Origin of the sequence: Comamonas sp. GB3 AK4-5, from assembly GCF_041320665.1 — a bacterium.
In the GTDB taxonomy this organism is placed as follows: domain Bacteria; phylum Pseudomonadota; class Gammaproteobacteria; order Burkholderiales; family Burkholderiaceae_C; genus Comamonas.
Genome location: NZ_CP166730.1, coordinates 2,902,838 through 2,926,773 on the forward strand (window position 1 = coordinate 2,902,838; position 23,936 = coordinate 2,926,773).

General features: G+C 64.4%; 19 protein-coding genes and 2 riboswitches. Of the genes, 17 read left to right on the forward strand and 2 right to left on the reverse strand.

The window, feature by feature from the left end; translation table 11 throughout:
• Nucleotides 1–106 precede the first annotated feature (106 nt).
• Together ACA027_RS13065 and ACA027_RS13070 are read left to right on the forward strand one after the other, a co-directional pair.
• Nucleotides 107–601, forward strand: coding sequence for a TRAP transporter small permease (locus ACA027_RS13065; protein ID WP_370678659.1), 495 nt, complete (start codon nt 107–109; stop codon nt 599–601).
• Nucleotides 598–1,875: a TRAP transporter large permease gene (locus ACA027_RS13070; RefSeq protein WP_370678660.1), complete on the forward strand. Its 1,278-nt coding sequence runs from the start codon at nt 598–600 to the stop codon at nt 1,873–1,875. The genes ACA027_RS13065 and ACA027_RS13070 overlap by 4 nt, the downstream gene beginning before the upstream one ends.
• A gap of 210 nt (nt 1,876–2,085) precedes the next feature.
• Here the strand turns inward: ACA027_RS13070 and ACA027_RS13075 are convergent, their stop codons facing one another.
• The gene (locus ACA027_RS13075; RefSeq protein WP_370678661.1) at nt 2,086–3,702 is read right to left on the reverse strand and encodes a fatty acid--CoA ligase; all 1,617 of its coding nucleotides are present in this window, start codon (nt 3,700–3,702) and stop codon (nt 2,086–2,088) included.
• Between the two features lie 136 nt (nt 3,703–3,838).
• Nucleotides 3,839–3,936, forward strand: a riboswitch (glycine riboswitch).
• Between the two features lie 20 nt (nt 3,937–3,956).
• Nucleotides 3,957–4,070, forward strand: a riboswitch (glycine riboswitch).
• A gap of 53 nt (nt 4,071–4,123) precedes the next feature.
• Here ACA027_RS13075 and gcvT point away from each other — a divergent pair.
• The 11 genes from gcvT to ACA027_RS13130 all read left to right on the forward strand — a co-directional run bounded on the left by gcvT (nt 4,124) and on the right by ACA027_RS13130 (nt 17,878).
• Nucleotides 4,124–5,254, forward strand: a complete 1,131-nt coding sequence (gene gcvT, locus ACA027_RS13080; RefSeq protein WP_370678662.1) for a glycine cleavage system aminomethyltransferase GcvT — start codon at nt 4,124–4,126, stop codon at nt 5,252–5,254.
• A gap of 184 nt (nt 5,255–5,438) precedes the next feature.
• Nucleotides 5,439–5,813: a glycine cleavage system protein GcvH gene (gene gcvH / locus ACA027_RS13085; protein WP_370678663.1), complete on the forward strand. Its 375-nt coding sequence runs from the start codon at nt 5,439–5,441 to the stop codon at nt 5,811–5,813.
• Between the two features lie 52 nt (nt 5,814–5,865).
• Nucleotides 5,866–6,417 (forward strand): MolR family transcriptional regulator, encoded by a 552-nt coding sequence (locus ACA027_RS13090; RefSeq protein ID WP_370678664.1) that lies wholly within the window; start codon nt 5,866–5,868, stop codon nt 6,415–6,417.
• A 93-nt stretch (nt 6,418–6,510) separates the two neighbouring features.
• Nucleotides 6,511–9,414: an aminomethyl-transferring glycine dehydrogenase gene (gene gcvP, locus ACA027_RS13095; protein ID WP_370678665.1), complete on the forward strand. Its 2,904-nt coding sequence runs from the start codon at nt 6,511–6,513 to the stop codon at nt 9,412–9,414.
• 97 nt (nt 9,415–9,511) lie between these two features.
• A complete protein-coding gene (locus tag ACA027_RS13100; protein ID WP_370678666.1) occupies nt 9,512–11,716 on the forward strand; it encodes an ATP-binding protein in 2,205 nt (734 codons plus the stop codon).
• A gap of 213 nt (nt 11,717–11,929) precedes the next feature.
• Nucleotides 11,930–12,601 (forward strand): RluA family pseudouridine synthase, encoded by a 672-nt coding sequence (locus ACA027_RS13105; RefSeq protein WP_370678667.1) that lies wholly within the window; start codon nt 11,930–11,932, stop codon nt 12,599–12,601.
• A 383-nt stretch (nt 12,602–12,984) separates the two neighbouring features.
• Nucleotides 12,985–14,106, forward strand: coding sequence for a branched-chain amino acid ABC transporter substrate-binding protein (locus tag ACA027_RS13110; RefSeq protein WP_370678668.1), 1,122 nt, complete (start codon nt 12,985–12,987; stop codon nt 14,104–14,106).
• 115 nt (nt 14,107–14,221) lie between these two features.
• On the forward strand, nt 14,222–15,148 hold the full coding sequence (gene livH / locus ACA027_RS13115; protein WP_370678669.1) for a high-affinity branched-chain amino acid ABC transporter permease LivH: 927 nt from the start codon (nt 14,222–14,224) through the stop codon (nt 15,146–15,148).
• On the forward strand, nt 15,148–16,404 hold the full coding sequence (locus ACA027_RS13120) for a high-affinity branched-chain amino acid ABC transporter permease LivM (protein WP_370678670.1): 1,257 nt from the start codon (nt 15,148–15,150) through the stop codon (nt 16,402–16,404). Before livH ends, ACA027_RS13120 begins: the two co-directional genes overlap by 1 nt.
• Nucleotides 16,401–17,165 carry a high-affinity branched-chain amino acid ABC transporter ATP-binding protein LivG gene (gene livG, locus ACA027_RS13125; RefSeq protein ID WP_370678671.1) on the forward strand — a complete coding sequence of 255 codons (765 nt, stop codon included), beginning with the start codon at nt 16,401–16,403 and terminating at the stop codon, nt 17,163–17,165. The genes ACA027_RS13120 and livG overlap by 4 nt, the downstream gene beginning before the upstream one ends.
• An 11-nt stretch (nt 17,166–17,176) precedes the next feature.
• Nucleotides 17,177–17,878 carry an ABC transporter ATP-binding protein gene (locus ACA027_RS13130; protein WP_370682581.1) on the forward strand — a complete coding sequence of 234 codons (702 nt, stop codon included), beginning with the start codon at nt 17,177–17,179 and terminating at the stop codon, nt 17,876–17,878.
• A gap of 344 nt (nt 17,879–18,222) precedes the next feature.
• Here the strand turns inward: ACA027_RS13130 and rhuM are convergent, their stop codons facing one another.
• Complete coding sequence (gene rhuM, locus ACA027_RS13135) at nt 18,223–19,224, reverse strand: RhuM family protein (RefSeq protein ID WP_370678672.1); 1,002 nt, start codon at nt 19,222–19,224, stop codon at nt 18,223–18,225.
• Between the two features lie 287 nt (nt 19,225–19,511).
• Between rhuM and ACA027_RS13140 the strand changes: the two genes are divergently transcribed.
• The 4 genes from ACA027_RS13140 (at nt 19,512) to ACA027_RS13155 (ending at nt 23,918) form a co-directional block, all read left to right on the forward strand.
• Complete coding sequence (locus ACA027_RS13140) at nt 19,512–20,273, forward strand: SDR family NAD(P)-dependent oxidoreductase (protein WP_370682582.1); 762 nt, start codon at nt 19,512–19,514, stop codon at nt 20,271–20,273.
• Between the two features lie 584 nt (nt 20,274–20,857).
• Nucleotides 20,858–21,844 (forward strand): Bug family tripartite tricarboxylate transporter substrate binding protein, encoded by a 987-nt coding sequence (locus ACA027_RS13145; protein WP_370678673.1) that lies wholly within the window; start codon nt 20,858–20,860, stop codon nt 21,842–21,844.
• 274 nt (nt 21,845–22,118) lie between these two features.
• Nucleotides 22,119–23,078 (forward strand): 5'/3'-nucleotidase SurE, encoded by a 960-nt coding sequence (locus ACA027_RS13150; protein WP_370678674.1) that lies wholly within the window; start codon nt 22,119–22,121, stop codon nt 23,076–23,078.
• A gap of 243 nt (nt 23,079–23,321) precedes the next feature.
• The gene (locus ACA027_RS13155) at nt 23,322–23,918 is read left to right on the forward strand and encodes a hypothetical protein (RefSeq protein WP_370678675.1); all 597 of its coding nucleotides are present in this window, start codon (nt 23,322–23,324) and stop codon (nt 23,916–23,918) included.
• The last annotated feature ends 18 nt before the right edge of the window (nt 23,919–23,936 follow it).

Consider the following 23,936-nt stretch of genomic DNA (forward strand, 5'->3'; position numbering starts at 1 on the left):
CTTTCTTCCCTGTGCCCCGCCTGCTCTTTTTTCGCCCAGCGCCTCTGTTTTGATAGCTGCCCACGCAGACACGCCAAGCGCTTGCGACCTGTTTGACTGCACATCCATGAAAAACGCCCTGCTTTCCCTGGAGCGCTGGACCACGGCCTGCGCCATGGCCGGCGCCTGCGCCATGCTGGCCCTGGCCGCGCTGCTGGGCATGTTCCAGATCCTGATGCGCTTTGTACTGGAGCAGCCCGCAGAGTGGACCGAGGTGCTGATCCGCTTCAGCCTGATCTGGATGGTGTTTCTGGCCATTCCCATGGCCTTTCGCCAAGGTGCCATGGTCAGCGTGGATGTGCTGCACCGCTGGAGCCCGCCCCGTATACGCCGCCTGCTGGAATACCTGGTGTGCACGGCCTCGCTGCTGTTGATGGCGGTGCTGATGTACTGGGGCTGGGACTATGCCCAGCGCGGCAGCGTGCAAACCATGGCGGGGCTGGAATCGGTCTCCATGTTCTGGGCCTATGTGGCCGTGCCCGTGGGCGCCCTGTTCAGCGTGCCTGGGATTCTGGGCAATCTGCTCGATCCCCAACGCAACGAGCTGGAGACCGCGCAATGACCCCTGTGATGCTTCTCACCATGGTGGTCTGCTTTGCGCTGACCATCTCTGTGGCCGTCTCCATCGGCCTGGCCTCCATCTTCGGCATACAGGCCAGCGGCGCGCCCATGCTGATCTCGGCCAAGGAGATGTTCTCCGCCATCAACCGGTTTCCGCTGGCCGCCATTCCGTTTTTCATCCTGGCTGGCAATCTGATGGAAACCGGCGGCATTTCGCGCCGGTTGGTGGAGTTTGCCAAGAGCATTGTGGGCGGCGTGCAAGGCGGCCTGCCCATGACCTGCGTGCTTACCTGCATGATTTTTGCCGCGGTCTCGGGCTCGTCCGTGGCCACCACCTTTGCCATTGGCGCCATTTTGATTCCGGCCCTGATCAAGCATGGCTACCCCACCAGCTATGCGGCCGCGCTGCAGGCCACCAGCGCCGAGCTGGGCGTGATCATTCCGCCCTCCATCCCCATGATTCTGTACGGCGTCAGCGCCGAGGTCTCGATTGGCGAGCTCTTCATCGCCGGCTTTGGCCCCGGCATTTTGATCAGCCTGGCGCTGATGGCCTTTGTCTGGGCCTATTGCAAATACAAGGGCTGGGGCAAAAACGACGGCGTGGGTCGCATGCCTTTTGGCCGTGCCCTGCTGCAGGCCGGCTGGGCGCTGCTGATGCCCGTCATCATTCTGGGCGGCATTTACGGCGGGGTGTTCACGCCCACCGAGGCCTCGGCAGTGGCGGTCTTCTACGCCCTGGTGGTGGGCATGGGGATTTACCGCGAGATCAGGCCGCGCGATCTGTATGCCATCTTGCGCAAATCGGCCATGTCTTCGGCGGTGATCATGTTCATCATCGCCAACGCCGGCCTGTTTGCCTTTTTGATCACCCGCGCCGGCGTACCCGAGGCCATAGGCCATTGGCTGCAGCAGGTGCTGCAAAGCCCGGCCATGTTTTTGCTGGGGGTGAATGCGGCGCTGTTCATCATCGGCATGTTCATCGAAACCAGCGCCGCCATCATTGTGCTGGCCCCCATACTCGCCCCCGTGGCTGCGCATTTCGGTGTGGACCCGGTGCATTTTGGCCTGATCATGGTGGTGAATCTGGCCCTGGGCATGATCACCCCGCCCTTTGGCGTCAACCTGTTTGCGGCCTGCACGGTGGCCCGCATTTCGCTGGACCGCATCATTCACCACCTGCTGCCTTTTGTGGCGGTGATTTTGCTGTGCCTGATGGTGATTACCTATGTGCCTGGCATCTCCCTCGGCCTGCGTGATCTGGTTTATGGCAGATAACGCCAAGCAAGACTCTTCGTTTTCAGGCGCCCATACAGCGTCTCATGCGGTGTTGCTTGCCCTTGCCGTACAAATGTACTGTCATCGGGCGCGCGCCTAGCCTGAGACGCTGTCTGGGCGTTGGGGCTGTGTATTCCGCGCCCGCAGCGCTGCGGAGGCCCACTCCGGCACCCACTCCATCCCATCAGGATTTTTATGCTGGCGATGCCATCACGCCACGCACAGATCGGGTTGGCACAGCAAATGCTTCTGGATTTTTCCGCTGGTGGTCTTGGGCAGCTCCTGCACAAAGTGGTAGGCGCGTGGGCGCTTGTAGCCGGCCAGGCGATCGCCGTGAACCAGAAAGCCATCGAGCTGTTCGGCGGTGAGCGCCGCACCGGGCTTGGCCACCACATAGGCGGCCACCACCTGGCCCCAACGTGCGTCTTTCTCGCCCACCACCGCCGCTTCGAATACATCGGGGTGTTCGATCAAGGCGTCTTCCACCTCGCGCGGGTAGACGTTCTCGGCGCCGGAATTGATCATGTAGTCGATGCGGTCGCGTATCCACAGATAGCCGTCGCCATCGATATGACCCAGATCGCCCGTGTGGTACCAGCCATGGGCCAGGGCCTTGGCATTGGCCTCCGGGCGGTTCAGATAGCCAGCCATCATGCAGGGGCCTCGCACCAGGATTTCACCCACCTCGCCCACGGCGCAGGGCTCCAATGGGTCGCTGGGCGCACCGTCCTCACGCACGCGGGCCACCAGCAGGTCATGGTTCAACGAGGGCAGCCCGGCCGAGCCGGCGTGGCTCAGCTGTTCATGCGGGTACAGCACCGACATGCAAGGCCCCATCTCCGTGGTGCCAAAGACCTGCACCAGGCCCGAGCCCACCTGGCGCGTCCATTCGCGGATCAGGTGCGGGGCCATGGAGGCACCGCCGTATTCCACCAGCCGCAGCGATGTCAGCTGGCGCTGGGCCAGCGCGGGCTCGTTGAGCAGCATGGTGACCATGGTGGGCGCGGCAAAGAAAAACGTGACCTTTTCCTGCTCGATCAGGCGCAGGGCATCGGCCGCATCAAAGCGGCGCTGCAGCACCTGGGTGGCGCCCACCTGCAGCCGTGGCAAAAAGCTGGTGTGCAGCTCGGCCGTGTGATTGAGCGGCGCCAGGGACAGGCCCACATCCTCGCGGCGGAACTGCATCACCTGGTGCATCATGGCGTTGTGCGCCAGCTTGCTGCGGTGGGTGTGCAGCACGCCCTTGGGCCGGCCGGTGGTGCCGCTGGTGTACATCAGAATGCAGGGCTCATCCTCGCCCACCTGCACAGCGACCGGCGTCGCGGGCTGCGGGGCTGCCAACGCATCCAGGCGGGCCGTGGCAAAGCCGGGCGCCATATCCGGGTCGGCATAAATCCAGTGCGGCAGCTGCGGCAGCAGATCCCGGGCTTTTTCCACCACGGCCGCGCCCTCTTGCTCAAACACCAGGGCCTTGGCGCCACCGTCTTGCAAGATAAAGGCCAGCTCCTGGGCCGCCAGCCGATAGTTGATGGGATTGAAGATGGCGCCCAGCCGCGCCGCAGCCAGCAGGGTGAAGACAAAGGCCGGCGTGTTGTACAAAAACGCGGCCACCACATCGCCCCGGCCAATGCCCAGCTGCTGCAGGCCATGGGCATGGCGGTTGACTTCGGCGTCGAGCTGGGCATAGCTCCAGGCCCGGCGGCCCTGGGCATCCGAGACCACGATGGCCTCTTTGTGCGGCAGATAGCGCGCCGGCCAGGCCAGCGTATTGCCCAGTGTCAATGCACTGCGTTGGACCTGGCCTTGAGAAATTTTTTGTGTATTCACCAACTTCGTCTCCCTGAACTCTTCGAAATTGGTATCCGAGTATAGGGAGCGTTTCAGAGCGTTTGCATCTATGCATATGCCGACCGCCCCCCGCAAACACCCGGTAGGCGGCCGGCCAGCGCCCGGATATACTGCGCCGGATTCGTCAGGAGAGCGCACCCGGCCGCAGGCCCAGCTGGTGCCGCCGAAGGCGCAGGGGCAACCCCAAACGCTCAGGCAAAAGGACTGACAGCCGCCCGCCGCATTGCCTGCGGGCGTACCTTGTTGGAGAGAGACGCGGGTGGTGGCACCCCGTCCACCGAAGGAGCAACCCCAAGGCCCAGAGGCTGCGGGCGAATCTCTCAGGTAAAGCGGACAGCAGGGCCAGGCGCTGGTGGCAGAGCCACCGGCATTCCCATTGGCTTTGCATTCCACCTCCTTCATGACCGCTGCCACCACCGACTTGCTGACCACGCCGCTGCATGCCCTGCACCTTGAAAAGGGCGCGCGCATGGTGCCCTTTGCCGGTTATTCCATGCCGGTGCAATACCCCGCCGGCCTGATGGCCGAGCACAAACACACGCGCGAGGCGGCCGGCCTGTTCGATGTCTCCCACATGGGCCAGTTGCGCCTGGTGGGGCCGGACGCCGCCGCCGCACTGGAAGCCCTGATGCCCGTGGACGTGCAAGGCCTGGGCCTGCACAAGCAGCGCTATGGCCTGCTGCTCAACGAGGCCGGCGGCATTCTGGATGACCTGATGTTCGTCAACCGCGGCGAGGATCTGTTCCTCATCGTCAACGGCGCCTGCAAGCAGGCCGACATCGCCCATATCCAGCAGCACATAGGCCAGCGCTGCCAGGTCATCCCCATGCCCGAACAGGCCTTGCTGGCCCTGCAAGGCCCGCAGGCCGCGGCCGTGCTGCGCCGGGTGGCGCCTGCTGCGCTGGAGCTGGTGTTCATGACCGGCAAGGCCGTAGAGATTGCGGGCATCCCCTGCTACATCACCCGCAGCGGCTACACCGGCGAAGACGGTTTTGAAATCTCCGTGCCCGGCCAACAGGCCGAGTCCCTGGCCCGCTTGCTGCTGGCCCAGCCCGAGGTGGCGCCCATAGGCCTGGGCGCGCGCAACTCGCTGCGCCTGGAGGCCGGTCTGTGCCTGTATGGCAACGATATGGACACCGCAACCACGCCGGTGGAGGCCGCGCTAACCTGGGCCATTCAGAAAGTGCGCCGCAGCGGCGGTGCACGTGCCGGCGGTTTTCTGGGTGCCGATGCGGTGCTGGGCCAGCTCGATCACCCCAGCACCCTCACCCGCCGCCGCGTGGGCCTGATCGCCACCGAGCGCGTGCCTGTGCGCGAGCCGGCCGTGCTGGAAAACCTGGACGGCCAGCAGGTGGGCATCATCACCAGCGGCCTGCTCAGCCCCACACTGAACCAGCCCATTGCCCTGGGCTATGTGCAGCCCGACTATGCCGATGCCGACACCGAGCTGTTTGCCATGGTGCGCGGCAAGCCCGTGCCCATGAAGGTGGCGGCCACGCCATTTGTGCCTACCCGTTATCACCGCGGCTAACGCCCAAAGTACCCCAAAAAACCATAGCTGCCCATGCAGATGTGCTGCGCAACTGGCATAAAAACCTGCCGCAAAGCCTTGCTGCATGCGCTGCTGCCGCTACAGTCGCGTTCGACCTGTTCCCCCGCCCGCATGGTTGATGCGGTCGGTTTATGAGATTGCCAACTTCCCAACGGAGCCTGCCATGAGCATCAAGTTTTCCAAAGAGCATGAGTGGATCAACACCGCCGACACCAACGCCGCCGTGATCGGCATCACCGTCCACGCACAAGACGCGCTGGGTGATGTGGTGTTTGTGGACCTGCCCGAGGTCGGCGCCAGTTTCAATGCCGGTGATGTGGCCGGTGTGGTGGAGTCCGTCAAGGCCGCCGCCGATGTCTACATGCCCGTGACCGGTGAAATCGTGGAAGTCAACGAAGTCCTGCGCGCCGACCCTTCCCTGGCCAATACCGACCCGCTGGGCGCCGGCTGGTTCTTCAAGGTCAAGCTGGCCGATGTCTCGCAGCTGGATGGCCTGATGGAAGAGACCGCCTACAACGCTTTCGCCCAAAACAACTGAGCCGCATGATCGGCCCACACAAGGGCCGTTTTTGCATGCTCCCACAGTCACCATGCCTACCTCTTTGTATTTCGACGATCCCGACGAAGGCCTGTCACCCAGCACCAGCCACCCGGTTTTTGTGCGCGTGGCGGCCGACGATTTCTATTACGACTGCGGCGACGACTTCAGCCCCTTTGGCAACGATGACGGCAGCGACACCCTGGCCGCCTTGCAGGACTGGTACCAGGAGCAGGCCGGGGGCAAGCCTCCCCAGGTCATGGTGTTCTTGCGCCAGCATCTGAGCGACTGGGATCTGCCCGTGCCCGAAGACATGCTCTCGCGCGATGAAGCCGCCAAGGCCCAGTGGCTGGCCCAGGACGATATGCACCACCGCTATCTGCAGTCCGTCTGCCGCGCACGCGTGGCCGTGGCTTTTGGCCAGCTCAAGATTGCGGGCGCCATCGACGCCGATGTGCAGCAGCAAGCCCGGCTTGCCCTGGCCTGCCAGCAATGGCTGAACCAGGTGGCACGCCGCCAATACCCGGATTGGGAATACGCTGATCAGGACAGCCAGCGTCTGGCCCTGATGCATGGCGCGCTGGAGCACGCCAACGCGCCTTGAAAAAACCGGCCCTGCGCCACCCGGCACAGGGCCTTGCCATGCATGCCCCGCATGCAGCCCGCCAGTCACAGTGTTTGAGAACAGGTCCCTCCCATGCTGATGTCGCACCCCGCCCCCACCGCCTCACTTGCCTCGCTGGAAAACAGCGGCGAGTTCATTCCCCGCCATATAGCCATTTCGCCGCAGGACGAAGCCCATATGCTGTCCGTGATCGGCGAGGCCTCGCGCGAGGCGCTGATGGCCTCCATCGTGCCGGCCGCCATACGCCGCAGCCAGCCCATGCAGCTGCCGCCGGCCGTGACCGAGGCCCAGGCGCTGGCCGAACTCAAGGCATTGGCCGGGCAAAACCGCGTGCTCAAAAGCTTTATCGGCCAGGGCTACTACGGCACGCACACGCCGGGTGTGATCCTGCGCAACATCCTGGAGAACCCGGCCTGGTACACGGCCTACACGCCCTACCAGGCCGAGATTTCCCAGGGCCGTATGGAGGCCCTGGTGAACTTTCAGACCATGGTCTGCGACCTCACCGGCATGGACGTTGCCAATGCCTCCATGCTGGACGAAGCCACGGCCGCGGCCGAGGCCATGACGCTGGCCAAACGCTCCGTCAAATCCAAGAGTTCCACCTTGGTGATTGCCGGTGGCGTCCATCCCCAGACCCTGGAAGTCATACAGACCCGCGCCGCACCGCTGGACATCCGCGTGGTGGTGGCCCAGTCCAAGGCGGAATGGGACGCGGCACTGGCCGGCGAGCTGTTTGCCGCCCTGATCCAATACCCCGCCAGCAACGGCTGGCTGGTGGACTGGCAGGCCGATGTGCAGGCCATCCACGCCAAGCAGGCCGCCGCCATCTTCGCCACCGACCTGCTGGCCCTGACCCTGCTGACGCCGCCGGGTGAATGGGGCGCCGACATTGTGGTGGGCAGCAGCCAGCGCTTTGGCATGCCCATGGGCGCCGGCGGCCCGCACGCCGCCTTCATGGCCTGCCGCGACGCGTTCAAGCGCAGCCTGCCCGGCCGCCTGGTGGGCGTGAGTGTGGACGCCCATGGCCACAGCGCCTACCGCCTGGCCCTGCAAACCCGCGAGCAGCATATCCGCCGCGAAAAAGCCACGTCCAATATCTGCACGGCCCAGGTGCTGCCGGCGGTGATTGCCAGCATGTATGCCGTCTACCATGGCCCGCTAGGCCTCACGCGCATCGCCCGCCGCGTGGCCCGCCTCACCGCCATTTTGAGCCGTGGCCTGGCCCAGCTGGGCTTTGCCAACGGCCCTTTCGGCACGGCTTTTGACACCCTCAGCCTGCACACCCAGACAGCCACAGCCACCATCGCTGCACGTGCCATGGCCCAGGGCGCCAATCTGCGCAAAGTGGGGAGCGACTACCTGTGCATCAGCCTGGACGAGACCAGCACCCGCGCCGATGTGCAGCTGCTGTGGTCCATCTTTGCCAAGGACGGCCAGGCACTGCCCACCATAGAGGCCATGGACGAGGGCGCGCCCTCGCTGATCCCCGATGGCCTGCAGCGCAGCAGCAGCTTTTTGACCCACCCGGTGTTCAACACCCACCACTCCGAAACCGCCATGCTGCGCTATATCCGCAGCCTCTCGGACAAGGATTTGGCGCTGGACCGCAGCATGATCCCCCTGGGCTCGTGCACCATGAAGCTCAACGCCACCAGCGAGATGATTCCCATCACCTGGCCGGAGTTTGCCCATATCCACCCCTTTGCACCCGCAGACCAGCAGCAAGGCTATGCCCAGCTGGACGCCCAGCTGCGCGCCTGGCTGTGCCAGGCCACGGGCTACGCCGGCGTCAGCCTGCAGCCCAATGCCGGCAGCCAGGGTGAATACGCCGGCCTCCTGGCCATACGGGGCTGGCATGCCAGCCGGGGCGAATCCCACCGCAACATCTGCCTGATCCCCAGCAGCGCCCATGGCACCAACCCAGCCAGCGCCCAGATGGTGGGCATGCAGGTGGTGGTGACGGCCTGCGACGAACAGGGCAATGTGGACCTGGCCGACCTGCAGGCCAAGTGCGAGCAGCACAGCGCAAAATTAGCCTGCGTGATGATCACCTACCCCAGCACCCACGGCGTGTTCGAGACCCAGGTGAAGGAACTCTGCGCCCTGGTGCACCAGCACGGCGGCCGCGTCTATGTGGACGGCGCCAATATGAACGCCCTGGTCGGCGTGGCCGCGCCCGGCGAGTTTGGCGGCGATGTCAGCCACCTGAATCTGCACAAAACCTTTTGCATCCCCCACGGCGGTGGCGGCCCCGGCGTGGGCCCGGTCTGCGTGGTGGAGGACCTGGTGCCTTTTCTGCCCGGCCATGCCACGGGAGGTATTACTTCCAAGACGGGGGCCGTGAGCGCGGCGCCTCTCGGCAATGCGGCGGTGCTGCCCATCAGCTGGATGTATATCCGCATGATGGGCGCGCAAGGCCTGCAGGCCGCCACCGAAACGGCCATATTGAGCGCCAACTACATCAGCGCCCGCCTCAAGGACCACTTCCCCACGCTCTATGCCTCCAGCAATGGCCATGTGGCGCATGAGTGCATCCTGGACCTGCGCGGCCTCAAGGACAGCAGCGGCGTCATGGCCGAGGACGTGGCCAAGCGCCTGATCGACTATGGCTTTCACGCGCCCACGCTGTCCTTTCCCGTGGCCAATACGCTGATGGTGGAGCCCACCGAAAGCGAACCCCTGGCCGAAATCGAGCGCTTTATCGCGGCCATGATTGCCATCCGCGAGGAAATCCGCCAGATCGAGGCCGGCCGCTGGGACCGCGAGGACAACCCGCTGAAAAATGCCCCGCACACGGCCGAACAGGTGGTGGGCAATGACTGGGCCCATGGCTACAACCGTGAGACTGCGGCCTATCCGATCCCAGCCCTGCGCCGCAGCAAATACTGGAGCCCGGTGGGCCGTGTCGACAACGTCTACGGCGACCGCAACCTGTTTTGCAGCTGCGTGCCGGTGGGCGACTTATCCGAGTAAGCCACCCGCCCCTGCCGGGCTGCGCTTGTAGCGTTCCCGGCAAGGGGCTTACACTGCCCGTCCCTGTGGCCTTATGCGCTGCGGCAACTGACCACCGATGAGCCGCCCGGACCTTTCCTTTCTGCTGCACCACGAAGACCCCGACGCTGTACAGGATCTGCTGCCGGCGGCCCCGTCGATGGCACCCGCTCCCCCTCTGGCACCGAGCTTTCCCCATCTGGAAGCCTGGGAGGCACAGGACATCGACGAGGGCGACCCGCTGAGCGCCCTGATTGCCGAGCTGCGCAACTACCAGGCCGAGCTGGAAATCCAGAACAAGGTGCTGGACTACAGCCAGGCCGTGGCGGAAAGCGCCTCCGAGCGCTTCGAGGCCCTGTTCTCCAGCGTGCCCCTGCCCTTGCTGGTCATTGACGAGCACGATATGGTCATCCAGGCAAATGCCATGGCGCACACGGCCTTCCAGCCGCCCTCCCAGGACCGGCTGCTGGCCTGCTTCATGCCTTTTGTGAATCCGGTGGACACGGAGCGCGTCGAACGCGCCTTCCGCAATGCCCGCCACAACGGCCGCAGCGAAGTCCATGAGGTGCTGTTCGCCGTGGCCAGCGGCCAGACCATGCAGGGCGATCTGCACATTGCCTGCATCGAGATTCCCCAGCGCGAGGGGCCGGCCTCGGCCCAGTTCATGTGTGCCGTGGTCGACCAGGGCCCGCTGCTGGCCGAACGCCAAGCCCTGCAGGAGCGCAACACCCAGCTGCACGCCAGCGAGCGCCGGCTGGAAGCCGTGATCAACACCTCGCAAGATGCCATCATCTGCGTGGACAGCCAGCGGCGCATCACCGTCTTCAACCCCACGGCCGCCACGCTGTTTCTCTGCCCCATGCAAGAGGCGCTGAACAGCCCGCTGGAACGCTTTCTACCCGACGCGGCCCAGGCGCTGGAGCTGGCCCCGCTGACCACCCAGGCCGTGCTGGGCGAAATGGATGGCCGCACCGCCACCGGCCGCACGGTGCCAGTGGAGGTCAGCATCTCCTTCGAGCGCTATGGCGAGGGCGAGACCACCACGGTCTTCGCCCGCGACCTGTCCAGCCGCAAGCGCGCGGAAAGCCTGCGTGGCGAGCTGGAAGCGCAGCTGCGCGAATCGCACAAGATGCAGGCCCTGGGCACCATGGCCGGCGGCATCGCCCACGACTTCAACAACATCGTCGGCGCCATTCTGGGCAATGTGGAGCTGGCAATGGCCGACGCGGCCTCCAACCCCCAGCTGCAGGAAAGCCTGCACGAGATCGAAAAAGCCGGCAAGCGCGCCCGCGATCTGGTGCGTCAGATCCTGACCTTCAGCCGCAACCAGCCCCCGCAGCGCCACCCGGTGCGTGCGGGCGAGGTGCTGCGCGACACCGAGCGCCTGCTGCGCGTGTCGCTACCGCCCGCCATCGAGCTGCACACCCATATCGACGTCGACCTGCCCGCCCTGCTGGCCGACTCCACCCAGGTGGAGCAGGCCCTGTTCAACCTGGCCAGCAATGCCATCCACGCCATTGGCGAAGTGCGCGGCATGGTGCACATGGCGGCCACCCTGGCCGAGCCCGAGCCGCGCCTGTGCGAGCGCCTGGGCCTGCCGCCCGCCCCCTACATCACCTACACGGTGCAGGACAACGGGCCGGGCATGTCCACCAGCACGGTGCAGCGCATCTTCGAGCCTTTTTTCACCACCAAGCCCGTGGGCCAGGGCACCGGCCTGGGCCTGGCCGTGGTGCATGGCGTGATGCGCACCCACGGCGGCGCGGTCGACGTGCAAAGCCAGCCCGGCCTGGGCAGCCGCTTCACGCTGTTCTTCCCGGTGGCGCAAGGCATCAGCCTGCCCGAAGCCGCGCCCAAGGTGCGCCGCGCCTCCGTGGTGGCGCAAGCCCCCGCCCCCGCCGCCTGGCAAGCCAGCTGCCATGTGATGTATGTGGACGATGACGAGGCCATGGTCTTCCTGGTCAAGCGCCTGCTCAAACGCCGTGGCTACCAGGTCACCGGCTTTTGCGACCCGCACGAAGCCACCACCGCGCTGCACAACGACCCGCAGCGCTACCAGCTGCTGGTGACCGACTACAACATGCCGGGCTATTGCGGCGTGGACCTGGTGCGCGCCGCGCTGCAGATACGCCCTGACCTTCCCGTGGCCCTGGCCTCGGGCTATATCACCGCTGAAATCGAGCAGGAAGCCCTGGCCGCCGGCGCCAGAGCACTGATCCACAAGCCCAATGACGTGGAAGAGCTGTGTACCACGGTGGATCAGTTGTTGAAGTCTTCCCCCTGAGTCGCCTGCGGCGCCTTCCCCCTGAGGGGGACGACGGCCTTTGCTGCGGGGCGGCCCTTGCTGGCCGTCTCGCGCTTGGGCTGCGCCGGTTTTATATGCTGCGCCCTGGCTTCACTCCCTCGCCCCTCAGGGGAGAGGGCTGGGGTGAAGGGCAGTCCGAGGCGCAACCGGTGCACCGCACACCCTCTCCATCACTGTTTTTCTTGATCTCCCATGCTTCCCCCCTCCCCCGCAGCGCCGCTGCACTGCCTGTATGAAGACGCCTACCTGCTGGTGCTGGACAAGCCGGCCGGCCTGCTGTGTGTGCCCGGCAAGGGGCCGGACAAGCAGGACTGCCTGAGCGCCCGTGCCCAGGCGCGGTGGGCGGATGCCCTGGTCGTGCACCGTCTGGACATGGCGACTTCCGGCCTGGTGTTGATGGCGCGCAGCGTGGAAGTGCAGCGTGCACTGAGCCTGGCCTTCGAGCAGCGCCTGGTCCACAAGAGCTATGAGGCGGTGGTGGCCGGCATGCCCCAGGCCCAGCCCGGCCATTGGCAGCTGCTGGACGCGCCGATTGCTGCCGATTGGAGCCAACGCCCACTGCGCCATGTGGGCCCCGAAGGCAAGCCCAGCCAGACCCGCTGGTGCGTGCTGGGCCCCTGGGGCGATGCTGCCCATGGCGGTGGCCCGGCCACACGCCTGGCTCTGGAGCCCGTCACCGGCCGCACCCACCAGCTGCGGGTACATATGCAGCATCTGGTCCACCCCATGCTGGGCGATGCCCTGTACGCCCCGCCCGCGCTGGCGGCCGCCGTCCCACGCCTGCTGCTGCATGCCTGCCAGCTGCGCTTTGCCCATCCGGTGACGGGCGAGCTCCTGGATCTGCACAGCCCGGCCCCGTTTTAATCCTGCGCGCCGCCACAACCCAGGGTATTCACGGCCCTCTCAACCCTGCGCGGCACTCTGCTACTTGCGGCGCTGGCGCAGCAGTGCATCCCGCCGCAACGCAAGACTTCCAGCGCCACCACCTCCCCATGTACAAAAAACTGTAGCGTCGCAGTACATTCGCCACATTTACGCAATATTCCTGCAAATCAAAACCAGTACAGAACCGCTTCAGGCGCTACAAAGTTGAAAGCAGCGCATCCATAGGAATAAACCCCATTGTTGTAGGAGACCCGCCCGATAAGCTTTACAACTTGCCAATTTTCCCGCCTTGTATTTGGCACGGACATTGCAAACCATCAGCACGCTTTCTCGAACACTTCACCACAACAGAGAGGATTCCCATGCGCATTCCGTTCCGTATGCATACCTTCGCCTGCGCCCTCGGTCTTGCAGGCGCTGCCTTCCTGGGCACGGCCCACGCCCAGGCCATCAAGATCGCCCTGGTCATCCCCACGACCGGTCCTCTGACGCAATACGGTGACATGGTCAAGGAAGGTGCGACCACGGCCGTGGAAATGGCCAATGCCGCCGGCGGCATCAATGGCAAGAAGATCGAACTGGTGCCGGTGGACGACGCCTGCGAACCCAAGCAAGGCCCTGTGGCCGCCAACCGCGTGGTCAACAGCAAGATCGGCTATGTGATCGGCCCCGTCTGCTCCGGCGCATCGATTGCCGCCGCCCCCATCTACAACAACGAAGGTGTGGTCGTGGTCACCCCTTCTGCCACGTCGCCCGCGCTGACCGATGGCAAGAACTACCACTTCATCTTCCGCACCATCGGCCGTGACGACCAGCAAGGCCCGGCTGCCGCCAAGTTCATCATCGAACAGGCCAAGCCCAAGAAAGTCGCTGTTCTGCACGACAAGCAATCCTACGGCCAGGGCATTGCAGCCTCGGTGCGCGACGACCTGAAGAAGGCCAATGTACCCGTGGCCCTGTTCGAAGGCATCAATGCCGGCGACAGCGACTACTCCGCCGTCATCACCAAGCTCAAGGGCGCGGGCGTGGACTTTGTCTACTTCGGGGGCTACCACCCCGAAATGGGCCTGCTGCTGCGCCAGGCCGCCGAGCAAGGCCTGAAGGTCAAGATGATGGGCCCCGAAGGTGTGGGCAACCCCGAAGTCAACGCCATTGCCGGCAATGCCGTCGAAGGCATGCTGGTGACCCTGCCGGCCGACTTCTCTGCCAACCCCAAGAACGCCGCCGTGGTCAAGGCCTTCAAGGATGCCAAGCGCAATGCTTCGGGCGCCTTCCAGCTGACCTCGTTTGCCGCCGCCCAGACGCTGCTGGAAGGCATCAAGGCCGCGGGCGACAACCCCGCCAAGGTGGCCGACCACCTGCACAAGGCCACGATCGACACCGTGATCGGCCAGGCCTCCTGGGTCAAGCAAGGTGACCTGAAGTCCTTCGACTTCCAGGTCTTCCAGTGGCACAAGGACGGCAGCAAGACGCTGGCCAAGTAATCCACGCCAACCACTCGGGGCAGGACTGCCGCTTACCACCGGCTTCCTGCCCCGTTTCTTTAACCAGGGCCTCCCGCCATCACTGCCAGCGGCCCTCAACGGCGGAAAAGACAGCATGTCTGACTTGTTGCCCCAGCTGATACAACAGCTTTTCAACGGGCTCTCACTCGGAGCCATCTACGCCCTGATCGCCATCGGCTACACCATGGTCTACGGCATCATCGGTATGATCAATTTCGCCCATGGCGACATCTATATGCTGGGCGCCTATGTCGGCCTGGTCACCTTGTCGGCCGTGGGCACACAGGGCGCCCTGCCCATCTGGGCCATCATCGCCCTGATGCTGGTGGTCGCCGCCGTCATCACCGGCGTCTACGGCTTTGCCGTGGAACAGGTCGCCTACAAGCCCTTGCGCAACAGCCCGCGTCTGGTGGCCCTGATCTCGGCCATCGGCATGTCCATCTTCTTGCAGAACTGGGTGGCCCTGGGCCAGGGCGCGCGCGACATGGCCGTGCCTGCGCTGCTGCCCGGCGCCTTCAATTTCCACATGGGCAACAGCTTTGAAGTGTTCGTGCCCTATGCCCGCGTGCTGATCATCGTCGTGGCCGTGGTGCTGATGCTGCTGCTGACCCTCTACATCAAGCATTCCCGCATGGGCCGTGCCTCCCGCGCCTGCGCACAAGACATGCACATGGCCAGCATGCTGGGCATCAACACCAGCCGCGTGATCTCGTTCACCTTTGTGCTGGGCGCCATCCTGGCCGCCGTGGGCGGCGTCTTGATTGCGCTGGCCGTGGGCAAGCTCAACCCCTTCATCGGCTTTATCGCTGGCATCAAGGCCTTCACGGCTGCGGTGCTGGGCGGCATAGGCTCCATTCCCGGCGCCATGCTGGGCGGTGTGATCCTGGGCGTGGCCGAGACCTTTGCCGCAGCCTATATCTCGTCGGAATACAAGGACATCGTGGCCTTTGGCCTGCTGGTGCTGATCTTGCTCTTCCGCCCCACCGGCCTGCTGGGCAAACCTGAAGTGGAGAAAGTCTGATGCACCGCCTACGCCTTCAATTCGGGCCGGCGTTGCTGGCCACCGTCATCACCGCGCTGCTGATCATTCCCATCTTCGGCCTGCACCTGGAGCGCGCCGGCATGCGCACCTATCTGGTGGCGCAATGGGACTATGTGATCTGGGCCTGCGCCATCGTCTTTTGCTGGCAGCTGGTACGCCCCGCCCTGCGCGGCGCCACCCGCAGCTGGCGCCTGCCGGCCCTGCCCTCGGTGCCTGCACGCCACCGCAACGGCCTGTTCCTGGCCGCTTTGCTGTTTGCCGTGTCCTGGCCCTTCTTTGCCGGTCGCAGCGCGGTAGACATCGCCACCCTGGCCATGATTTATGTGATGCTGGGCCTGGGCCTGAACATCGTCGTGGGCTTTGCCGGCCTGCTGGACCTGGGCTTTGTGGGTTTTTACGCCGTTGGCGCCTACACCTACGCCTTGCTGTTTCACTGGGCGGGCTGGAGCTTCTGGCAGGCCCTGCCGCTGTCGGGTGCCATGGCGGCCCTGTTCGGCTTTGTCCTGGGCTTTCCGGTGCTGCGCCTGCGCGGTGACTATCTGGCCATCGTGACGCTGGGCTTTGGCGAAATCATCCGCCTGCTGCTGGTGAACCTGACCGACTGGACCGGTGGTCCGGACGGCATTTCCAGCATCCCCAAGCCCACCGTGATGGGCCTGCCCATGACGCGCTCGCCACTGACCGAGGACGGCACCACCTTCCACCAGTTCTTCGGCCTGGAGTTCAACTCCATGCACATGGTGATCTTTCTGTATTTGATGGCCTTGCTGCTGGCCGTGGTCACGCTGCTCATCAGCAACCGCTTGATTCGCATGCCGATAGGCCGCGCCTGGGAAGCCCTGCGCGAGGACGAGATCGCCTGCCGCTCGCTGGGACTCAACCCCATGAAGATCAAGCTCTCGGCCTTCACGCTGGGCGCCATGTTCGCCGGCTTTGGCGGCGCGTTCTTCGCGGCGCGCCAGGGCATCGTCAACCCCGAATCCTTCACCTTCATCGAGTCCGCGCTGATCCTGGCCATTGTGGTGCTGGGCGGCATGGGCTCGCAGCTGGGCGTGATCGTGGCCGCCATCTTGCTGACCGTGCTGCCCGAGCTGGCCCGCGAGTTCTCCGAATACCGCATGCTGATTTTTGGCCTGGTCATGATTTTGATGATGGTCTGGCGCCCCCAGGGCCTGCTGCCCATGAAGCGCCACCATGTGCAAGTGCCGGCATCCAAGCAAGGAGATGCCGCATGAACCCCATCCTGGAAGTCAAAAACCTGAGCATGCGCTTTGGCGGCCTGCTGGCCGTTGACGGCGTGGAGCTGTCGCTCAAGCCCAAGGAAATCTTCGCCATCATCGGCCCCAACGGCGCCGGCAAGACCACGGTGTTCAACTGCATCAGCGGCTTTTACAAGCCCTCCACCGGCCAGGTGGCGCTGGAGGGGCAGTCGATTGCCGGCCTGGGCAGCCACAGCGTGTCCCAGCGCGGCGTGGTGCGCACCTTCCAGAACGTGCGCCTGTTCAAGCGCATGACGGCACTGGAAAACCTGCTGGTGGCCCAGCATCGCCGCACCAGCGCTTCGGTGCTGGGTGGGCTGTTCAACACCAAGGCCTACCGCCAAAGCGAGCGTGACGCCATAGACCGCGCCCTGCACTGGCTGGACTTCATGGGCCTGCGCGAATTCGCCAACCGCGAGGCCGGCAACCTGGCCTATGGCCACCAACGCCGTCTGGAAATCGCCCGCTGCATGATCACCGCCCCCAAGGTGTTGATGCTGGACGAGCCCGCCGCCGGCCTGAATCCGCAGGAAAAGAAAGACCTGCAGGCCCTGATCGACCGGCTGCGCAACGAGCACGGCGTGGCCGTGCTGCTGATCGAGCATGACATGGGCCTGGTGATGGGCGTGTCCGAGCGCATCATGGTGATGGAATACGGCAAGCCCATTGCCGAAGGCACGCCCGAGGCCATACGCAACAACGAGCGGGTCATCAAGGCCTATCTGGGAGAGGCATGATGAGCAAGACCATGTTGGAGCTGGAGAAGGTCTCCACGCATTACGGCGCCATCTGCGCGGTGAACCAGGTCAGCCTCAAGGTGAACCAGGGTGAGATCGTCACCCTGATCGGCAGCAACGGCGCGGGCAAGACCTCGCTGTTGATGACGGTGTGCGGCAACCCGCGCGCCAGCAGCGGCACCATTCACTTTGAGGGCGAGGACATCACCTCGCTGCCCACCCACCACATCATGCGCCGCGGCATCGCCATCTCGCCCGAGGGCCGCCGCGTGTTCTCCGACCTCACCGTCACCGAGAACCTGCAAATGGGCGGCTTCTTTCTGAACAAGCAGGAAATCGAGGCCGGCAAGGAGCATGTCTTCAAGCTGTTCCCCCGCCTGCGTGAGCGTGCCAATCAGCGCTCGGGCACCATGTCCGGCGGCGAGCAGCAAATGCTGGCCATTGGCCGCGCGCTGATGAGCCAGCCGCGTTTGCTGCTGCTGGATGAACCCACGCTGGGCCTGGCCCCGCTGATCATTGCCCAGATCTTCGAGATCATCCAGATGATCCGCGCCGAGGGCGTGACCGTGTTCCTGGTGGAGCAAAACGCCAACCGCGCCCTACAAATTGCCGACCGCGGCTATGTGCTGGAAACCGGTTCCGTGGTGCTGGAAGACACGGGCGCCAATCTGCTGAAGAACGACCAGGTGCGCAAGGCGTATCTGGGCGGGTGAAAGAAAACGCCCCCTGAGCCGCTTCGCGTCTTCCCCCTCTCTGGCGCTATGCGCCGGAGGGGGACGGCACCGGCACCTAGTCGGGATACAAGGCGGCCCTTGCGCGGTGCCCTGGCGTGGGCAGCGCCAGTTTTGTGCGATGCGGGCAGTGCGTGCGGCGCACTGCTTTTTTTATGCCTGCAGAGCGCTGTCGGCCATAGCCTGCACCAGCTGGGCCTGGGTGCTGCGCGCCTGGCTCAGCTTGTCGCGCAGCTGCTGGCTCAGCGCTCGAGAACCTGGGGGTGATGCTGGATGTTCAGCGAGAAGGTGAGGCATACAGATAGATAGCAGCCTATGCACTCCCCTCAAGCGCCAGAACCGTTTTTGGCTAGCATATGCATCACAAGGCGAATCAGCACATCTTTGTGCGCGGGGTCGGACTCGGCCACCAGCAAGGCCAGCGCAGCCAGGCCCATGTCGTTGATCACGGGCTGGCCATCGGCCCCCAGCAAACGGCTGTTGCGGTGCAAAAAGTCCACAAACAAAAATGCGCCACTGCGCTTGTTGCCATCCGCAAACGGGTGGTTTTTGATGACGAAGTACAGCAGATGGGCCGCTTTGGCTTCGATGCTGGGGTAGGCAGGCTCTCCGAACACGGTTTGGTCCAGATTCCCCAGCAGAGCCGCCAGCCCATCTCCACGCTCCTTGGCAAACAGTTCCGTGGCATCGCCGCGCCGCATCAAATCGCCCTTGAGGCCTGCCAGTGCATGGCGCGCCTCACTCACCGTGGGCAGGCGGCCACCGGCCTCGGCGGCAGGCTCGGTGAGCAGGCCTTCGTCATAGCGCTGCAACCACAAAAAAGTGTCGGCATAGCGGGTGACGATATCGACCAGGCCACGCCCGGTCTCTACCGTCAGCTCGGGTGTTTGGGCGGCCTTGCGCACCAGCTCCAGTGCGGCGTGCAGCTCTGCAGCATTGGTTTCCAGCCTGTGGCGATTGAGGGTGTAGCCCCGTGTGAGATGCTCACGCAGCAGGCGGGAGGCCCATTGGCGAAACCTTGTGCCTTCTACCGAGTTCACCCGGTAGCCCACCGAGATGATGGCGTCGAGATTGAAATGCTCGACTTGATAGGTTTTGCCGTCCGCAGCAGTTGTTGCATTTTTTGCAACAACTGCCTCACGTTGCAGTTCTTCGCTCTGGAAAACGTTGCGCAAGTGTCGCGAGATCACGGATTTGTCCCGACCAAACAGGTCCGCAATCTGCTGCAAACTGAGCCAAATCGTGTCATCAGACAAGCGCACAGCCACTTCACCATTGGCGCTTTGGTAGATGGCTATGCGCGGGTTGTCGGTCGTGGTGGCACTCATGCCCTGCCCTCCAAGCTGTGTGGCAGCATGATTTTCATGCTGCTCACGCCGGACCTGGGCATCTTTTTGCAAGGCGATATATTGAACTTCGCACCAATATCGGCTTCGCTGAGCTGCTTCTTGTCCATGCCATCCCTATCTCTTTGAGCCACAGATTATGGCGGCGGCGCATTGGCTTCTACATATTGGTAATGCACTCCGCAGCCATGGGACCGGGCCTGTCCACCGCTTTTTTCCACGCCCGCAACTTTGCGGAATGCCGCACTGCAGCCGCTACCATCAGCCGCATGCAAAAACGCCCCCTCACCCTCCTCACCGGCGCCTCGCGCGGCATGGGCCTGGCCATGGCCGAGCAACTGCTGCAGCAAGGCCACCAGCTCATCACCATCGCACGCCAGCGCAATGCCGCGCTGGATGCGCTGGCCGCCCAGTTGAATGTGCCGCTGCAGCAGTGGCAGCATGACCTGGCCACGCCCGCCGCAGCCGCGGCCGCGCTGCGCGACTGGCTGCAAAGCCAGGACGCCACCCAGTTCACCAGCGCCACGCTGATCAACAACGCCGGCATGATTCCGCCCATTGCCCCACTGGCCCACAGCGATTGGAGCGCCGTTGCCAATGGCCTGCGCGTGGGACTGGAAGCGCCCATGCTGCTGACCAGCGCCTTTTTGCAGGCCTCCGAGGCCTGGACGCAGCCGCGCAAGGTGCTGAACATTTCCTCCGGCCTGGGCCGCCGCGCCATTGCCTCGCAAGCCACCTACTGCGCCGCCAAGGCGGGCATGGACATCTTCTCGGCCTCGGTGGCGCTGGACGAAGCAGCCAAGCCCCACGGTGCCCGCATCTGCTCGCTGGCACCCGGCGTGATCGACACCGATATGCAGGTGCAGCTGCGCAGCAGTGATGCCGGGCAGTTCCCGGATGTGGAGCGCTTTGCCCAGCTGCATGCCACGGGCAGCCTGACCTCGCCGCGCGATGCTGCAGCCCGCGTGCTGGCCTGGCTGGATCGACCCGACTTTGGCCAGGCCGTGGTGGCCGATGTGCGCCAAGCCTGAGCATCGTGGCATCCTGGCAATGGGGAAGCCGCACACCGCGACCTACCCCATCGCCATTCACGATGCAAAGCCAGCCGCCCTGCCACCACCACCGGCCAGGGCGGCAGCCAGTGTGCAGAGCCACCAAGCTGGGCTGAATCTATAGCCAGATATTCAGCCCGGCAACGCTCTCATAGCGAATCTCACGCCCTGCCCAGACTGTGGCTGCAAGGCCCCGCAGCCATGGCCCGCAAGGCGCATGCACTTTTGAGGTGCGCTTGCTCAGCACGCCGGGGAATGCGGGCTACTATTTGTTTTTCCCCACGCAACCGCGTGCCTTGTGGGCCTTGCAGTCTTTGCTCCCGATCGGAGAAAGGCCGCCAACCATTGCCATGCCGGCCACCCCGGCAGGCACAGCGCGCTGGAGCACGGGAGACGGCTTCGGCATTGCTGCCGGGGCGCAAGCGCTCCGAAACCCGGAGCAAACCCTCTTGATGGGCGGCCTATCCTTGCCCATCATCGAAACAGCCCACTCTGTGATGGCTCTGCCGTGCCCCCTGGCCACGGCAGTCCCGATCTGACCTTTGTCTCCGGAGCTTTTCCCCATGTTTCGCCAACTGATCACCTGCACTTCCATGGCCTTGGCCCTGGGCGCCACTGCCACCCATGCCTTTGCCCAAGGCGACGCCAAGGACTATCCAAGCAAGCCCGTGCGCCTGGTGATCCCCTTCCCACCGGGCGGCGGCACCGACATTCTCTCGCGCGTCATCGCCAACAAGCTGACCGAGACCACGGGCTGGGCCATCGTGCCCGAGAACAAGGGTGGCGCCGGCGGCACCATAGGCATCAGCGACGCCGTGAAGGCCCCTGCCACCGGCTATGACATGGTCATGGGCCAGAAGGACAATCTGATCCTGGGCCCCTATCTGTACAAAAGCCTGCCCTGGAACCCGGTCAAGGACCTGACGCCCGTGGCCCATGTGGCCTATACGCCCGTCATCATTGCCACCAGCGTGAACTCGCCCTACAAGTCGATTGCCGATGTGGTCAAGGCCGCCAAGGCCACGCCCGGCAAGATCACCTATGGCTCGCCTGGCAACGGCACCAGCATCCACATCGCCGGCCATATGTTTGAAAAGGCCGCTGGCATCGAGCTGACCCATGTGCCCTACAAGGGCTCCAACCCGGCGCTGATGGATGCCATTGCCGGCAATGTGGACCTGCTGGTGTCCTCCATTCCCTCGGCCATTGGCCAGATCAAGGCCGGCAAGCTGCGCCCGCTGGCCGTCACCTCGGCCAAGCGCTCCTCCTCGCTGCCCGACGTTCCCACCATGCAGGACGCCGGCATGAAGGGCTTTGATGTCAGCACCTGGTATGGCCTGTTCATGCCGGCCGGCACCCCCGCCCCCATCGTGCAGAAGATGAATGCCCAGGTGAACAAGCTGCTGGCCATGCCCGAGGTGAAGGAAGCCATTGCCGCCCAGGGCGCCGAGCCCCAGGCCATGTCCATCAAGGAATTTGATGCCATGTACAAGGCCGACTTCAGCGCCTCCAAGGCCCTGGTTGAAGCCTCGGGCGCCAAGATCCAGTAAACACGCCCCACCCCAGCGGAACCAGCGCCACGCTGGGGGTGAGCAAGGCGCTGGGGGCTGTTGCTGAACGAGGCATGCCCAGTGGCCGTCACGGCGGTCTTGGGAGGGGCGTGCCCCTTGAAACCCTACCCTCGGTTGCCACCATGGACATGCCATGCAAACGGGCGTGCAATACCGGGTCAGCGCGGCCCAGGTGCTACGCCCCATGTCAGCTGTCATGCCTGTGTCACCCGGACTGCGCACAGTCAGCCCTCTCACACCCACGGTGCGCACCATGAAACCCTTCTGCTTCAGTCTCGCTGTGGTGGCTGCGGCCACTGCCCTGTTTGCCTCGCCCGCTACCGCGCTCAACATCCTCATCACCAACGACGACGGACTGACCAGCAACGTCAAGGCGCTGTATGACACCCTCCGATCTGCCGGGCATGATGTGCTGGTGTCGCTGCCCTGCAGTCCGCAAAGCGGCCGCAGCGGCGCCATTGTCATGTACAGCAGCAGCACCATCGACGCGGAGGCAGACCCACAGATCCGCACCGAAAACGGCTGCCACAACGGCGCCGCCCCAGTGGGTGCGCCGGCAGCCGGCCCCTTTACCAAAGCGGGCTACACCCAGGGTGACTGGCACTATGTCCATGGCACACCGGTCACCGCCACTTTCTACGGCCTGGATATCGTGGGCAAGCAGCGTTGGGGCAAGGCCCCAGACCTCGTGCTCTCCGGCCCCAACGAGGGCCAGAATATTGGCGCGGTCATCATCCACTCGGGCACGGTTGCCAACGCACAGGCGGCCCTTGGCCGTGGCATTCCCGCCATGGCGCTGAGTGCCGATGCCGACACCGCCGACGACACCGGCCTGGCCAACCCGCGCTCCAAGCTGGTGGCCCAGCTGACCCTCCAACTGCTCGATCGGCTGATCGCCCAGCGCGGCAACGGCCCCTTGCTACCCCAGGGCATGGCCTTGAACGTGAACTTTCCCGCCTCGGTCACCAGCCATACCGCTTTTGCCTTTTCGCGCATAGGCAGCTACCAAGGCTACGAGATCGGCTTTAGCGTGGAGCGTGGCGTGTATGGCCTGAGCTTTGCACCCAACCGCAACAAGCCGACTTCCGAGCAAATGGAAGACGAGTCGGCCGTGGCGCGCCACAAGGTGGCGGTCTCGGCCATGCAGTTCGCCTATGAACAGCGCCCTGCCGCCCAGGAATGGCTGCGCCAGCGTCTGCAGTCGACCAGGTAATCGCCGCTCCCATACCTGTCCTGCCTCAGCCCATCGGGCAGCAGGCAGAAGAAAACCGCGATCAAACCGGCTTCTTGCACAGACATGCATTACATCAGCAGCTATGCTTTTGCAAGCACGCGGCAAGGCAGTCATGCTGATGGGCTCTCTTGGCTGTCAGCCTTGTCCGGGCTGATGATCCTCATCGGTGCTACCGTGGAGGGCTGCGCTTGGCAGGCTATTTTTTCGCAACAGAATGACGCTATGAGAACCTGGCAGTCCCTGAGGGTGGTGGTGCTGGCCTGCTGGGCGCTGGCATGGGTCTGCGCGCCTGCACAGGCGCGCGACGCATCGGATTACAGCACGCAGGAATTGGTGGAGGCCCTGACGCAGCGCCTGAGCAAGACGTTGCGTGCCGGCCCCACACGCGATGCGCCGGGCAATGATGCCGCCATCGTGCTGCTGGAGGGCAAGGCCCTGGCACTTCAGCCTCGGCTGCGCTCCGTTCCCGGCATGCGCGTGCTGACCCAGGCGCAGCTGGTGCAAGAGCAAAGAGCGGTGTTCCTCATCATCTCGCAGCTGGGCATGCAGGGGCCGGACATATTGATCGACTTTGAGACGCCCAGCAATGCCTCTTTCGGCACGCTGCGCGTGCAGGACCAGGCGGGTAAGTTGGTGTTCAAGAACGAAGACCGCTACCGCTCCAGCAGCGGCGCACGCGCCACCTATGCGCGCCTGTATGGCGGCCTCCCCTGCCGGGCTGGCTCCGAAATGGCCTACCACTTCGGCTACCGCCCCGGACCGGCCGGGGAATGCCCGGTGCAGCACTTTCCCAGCAGCGACTCTGCCTTCGACTGGTAATCCACAACATGCACTGCC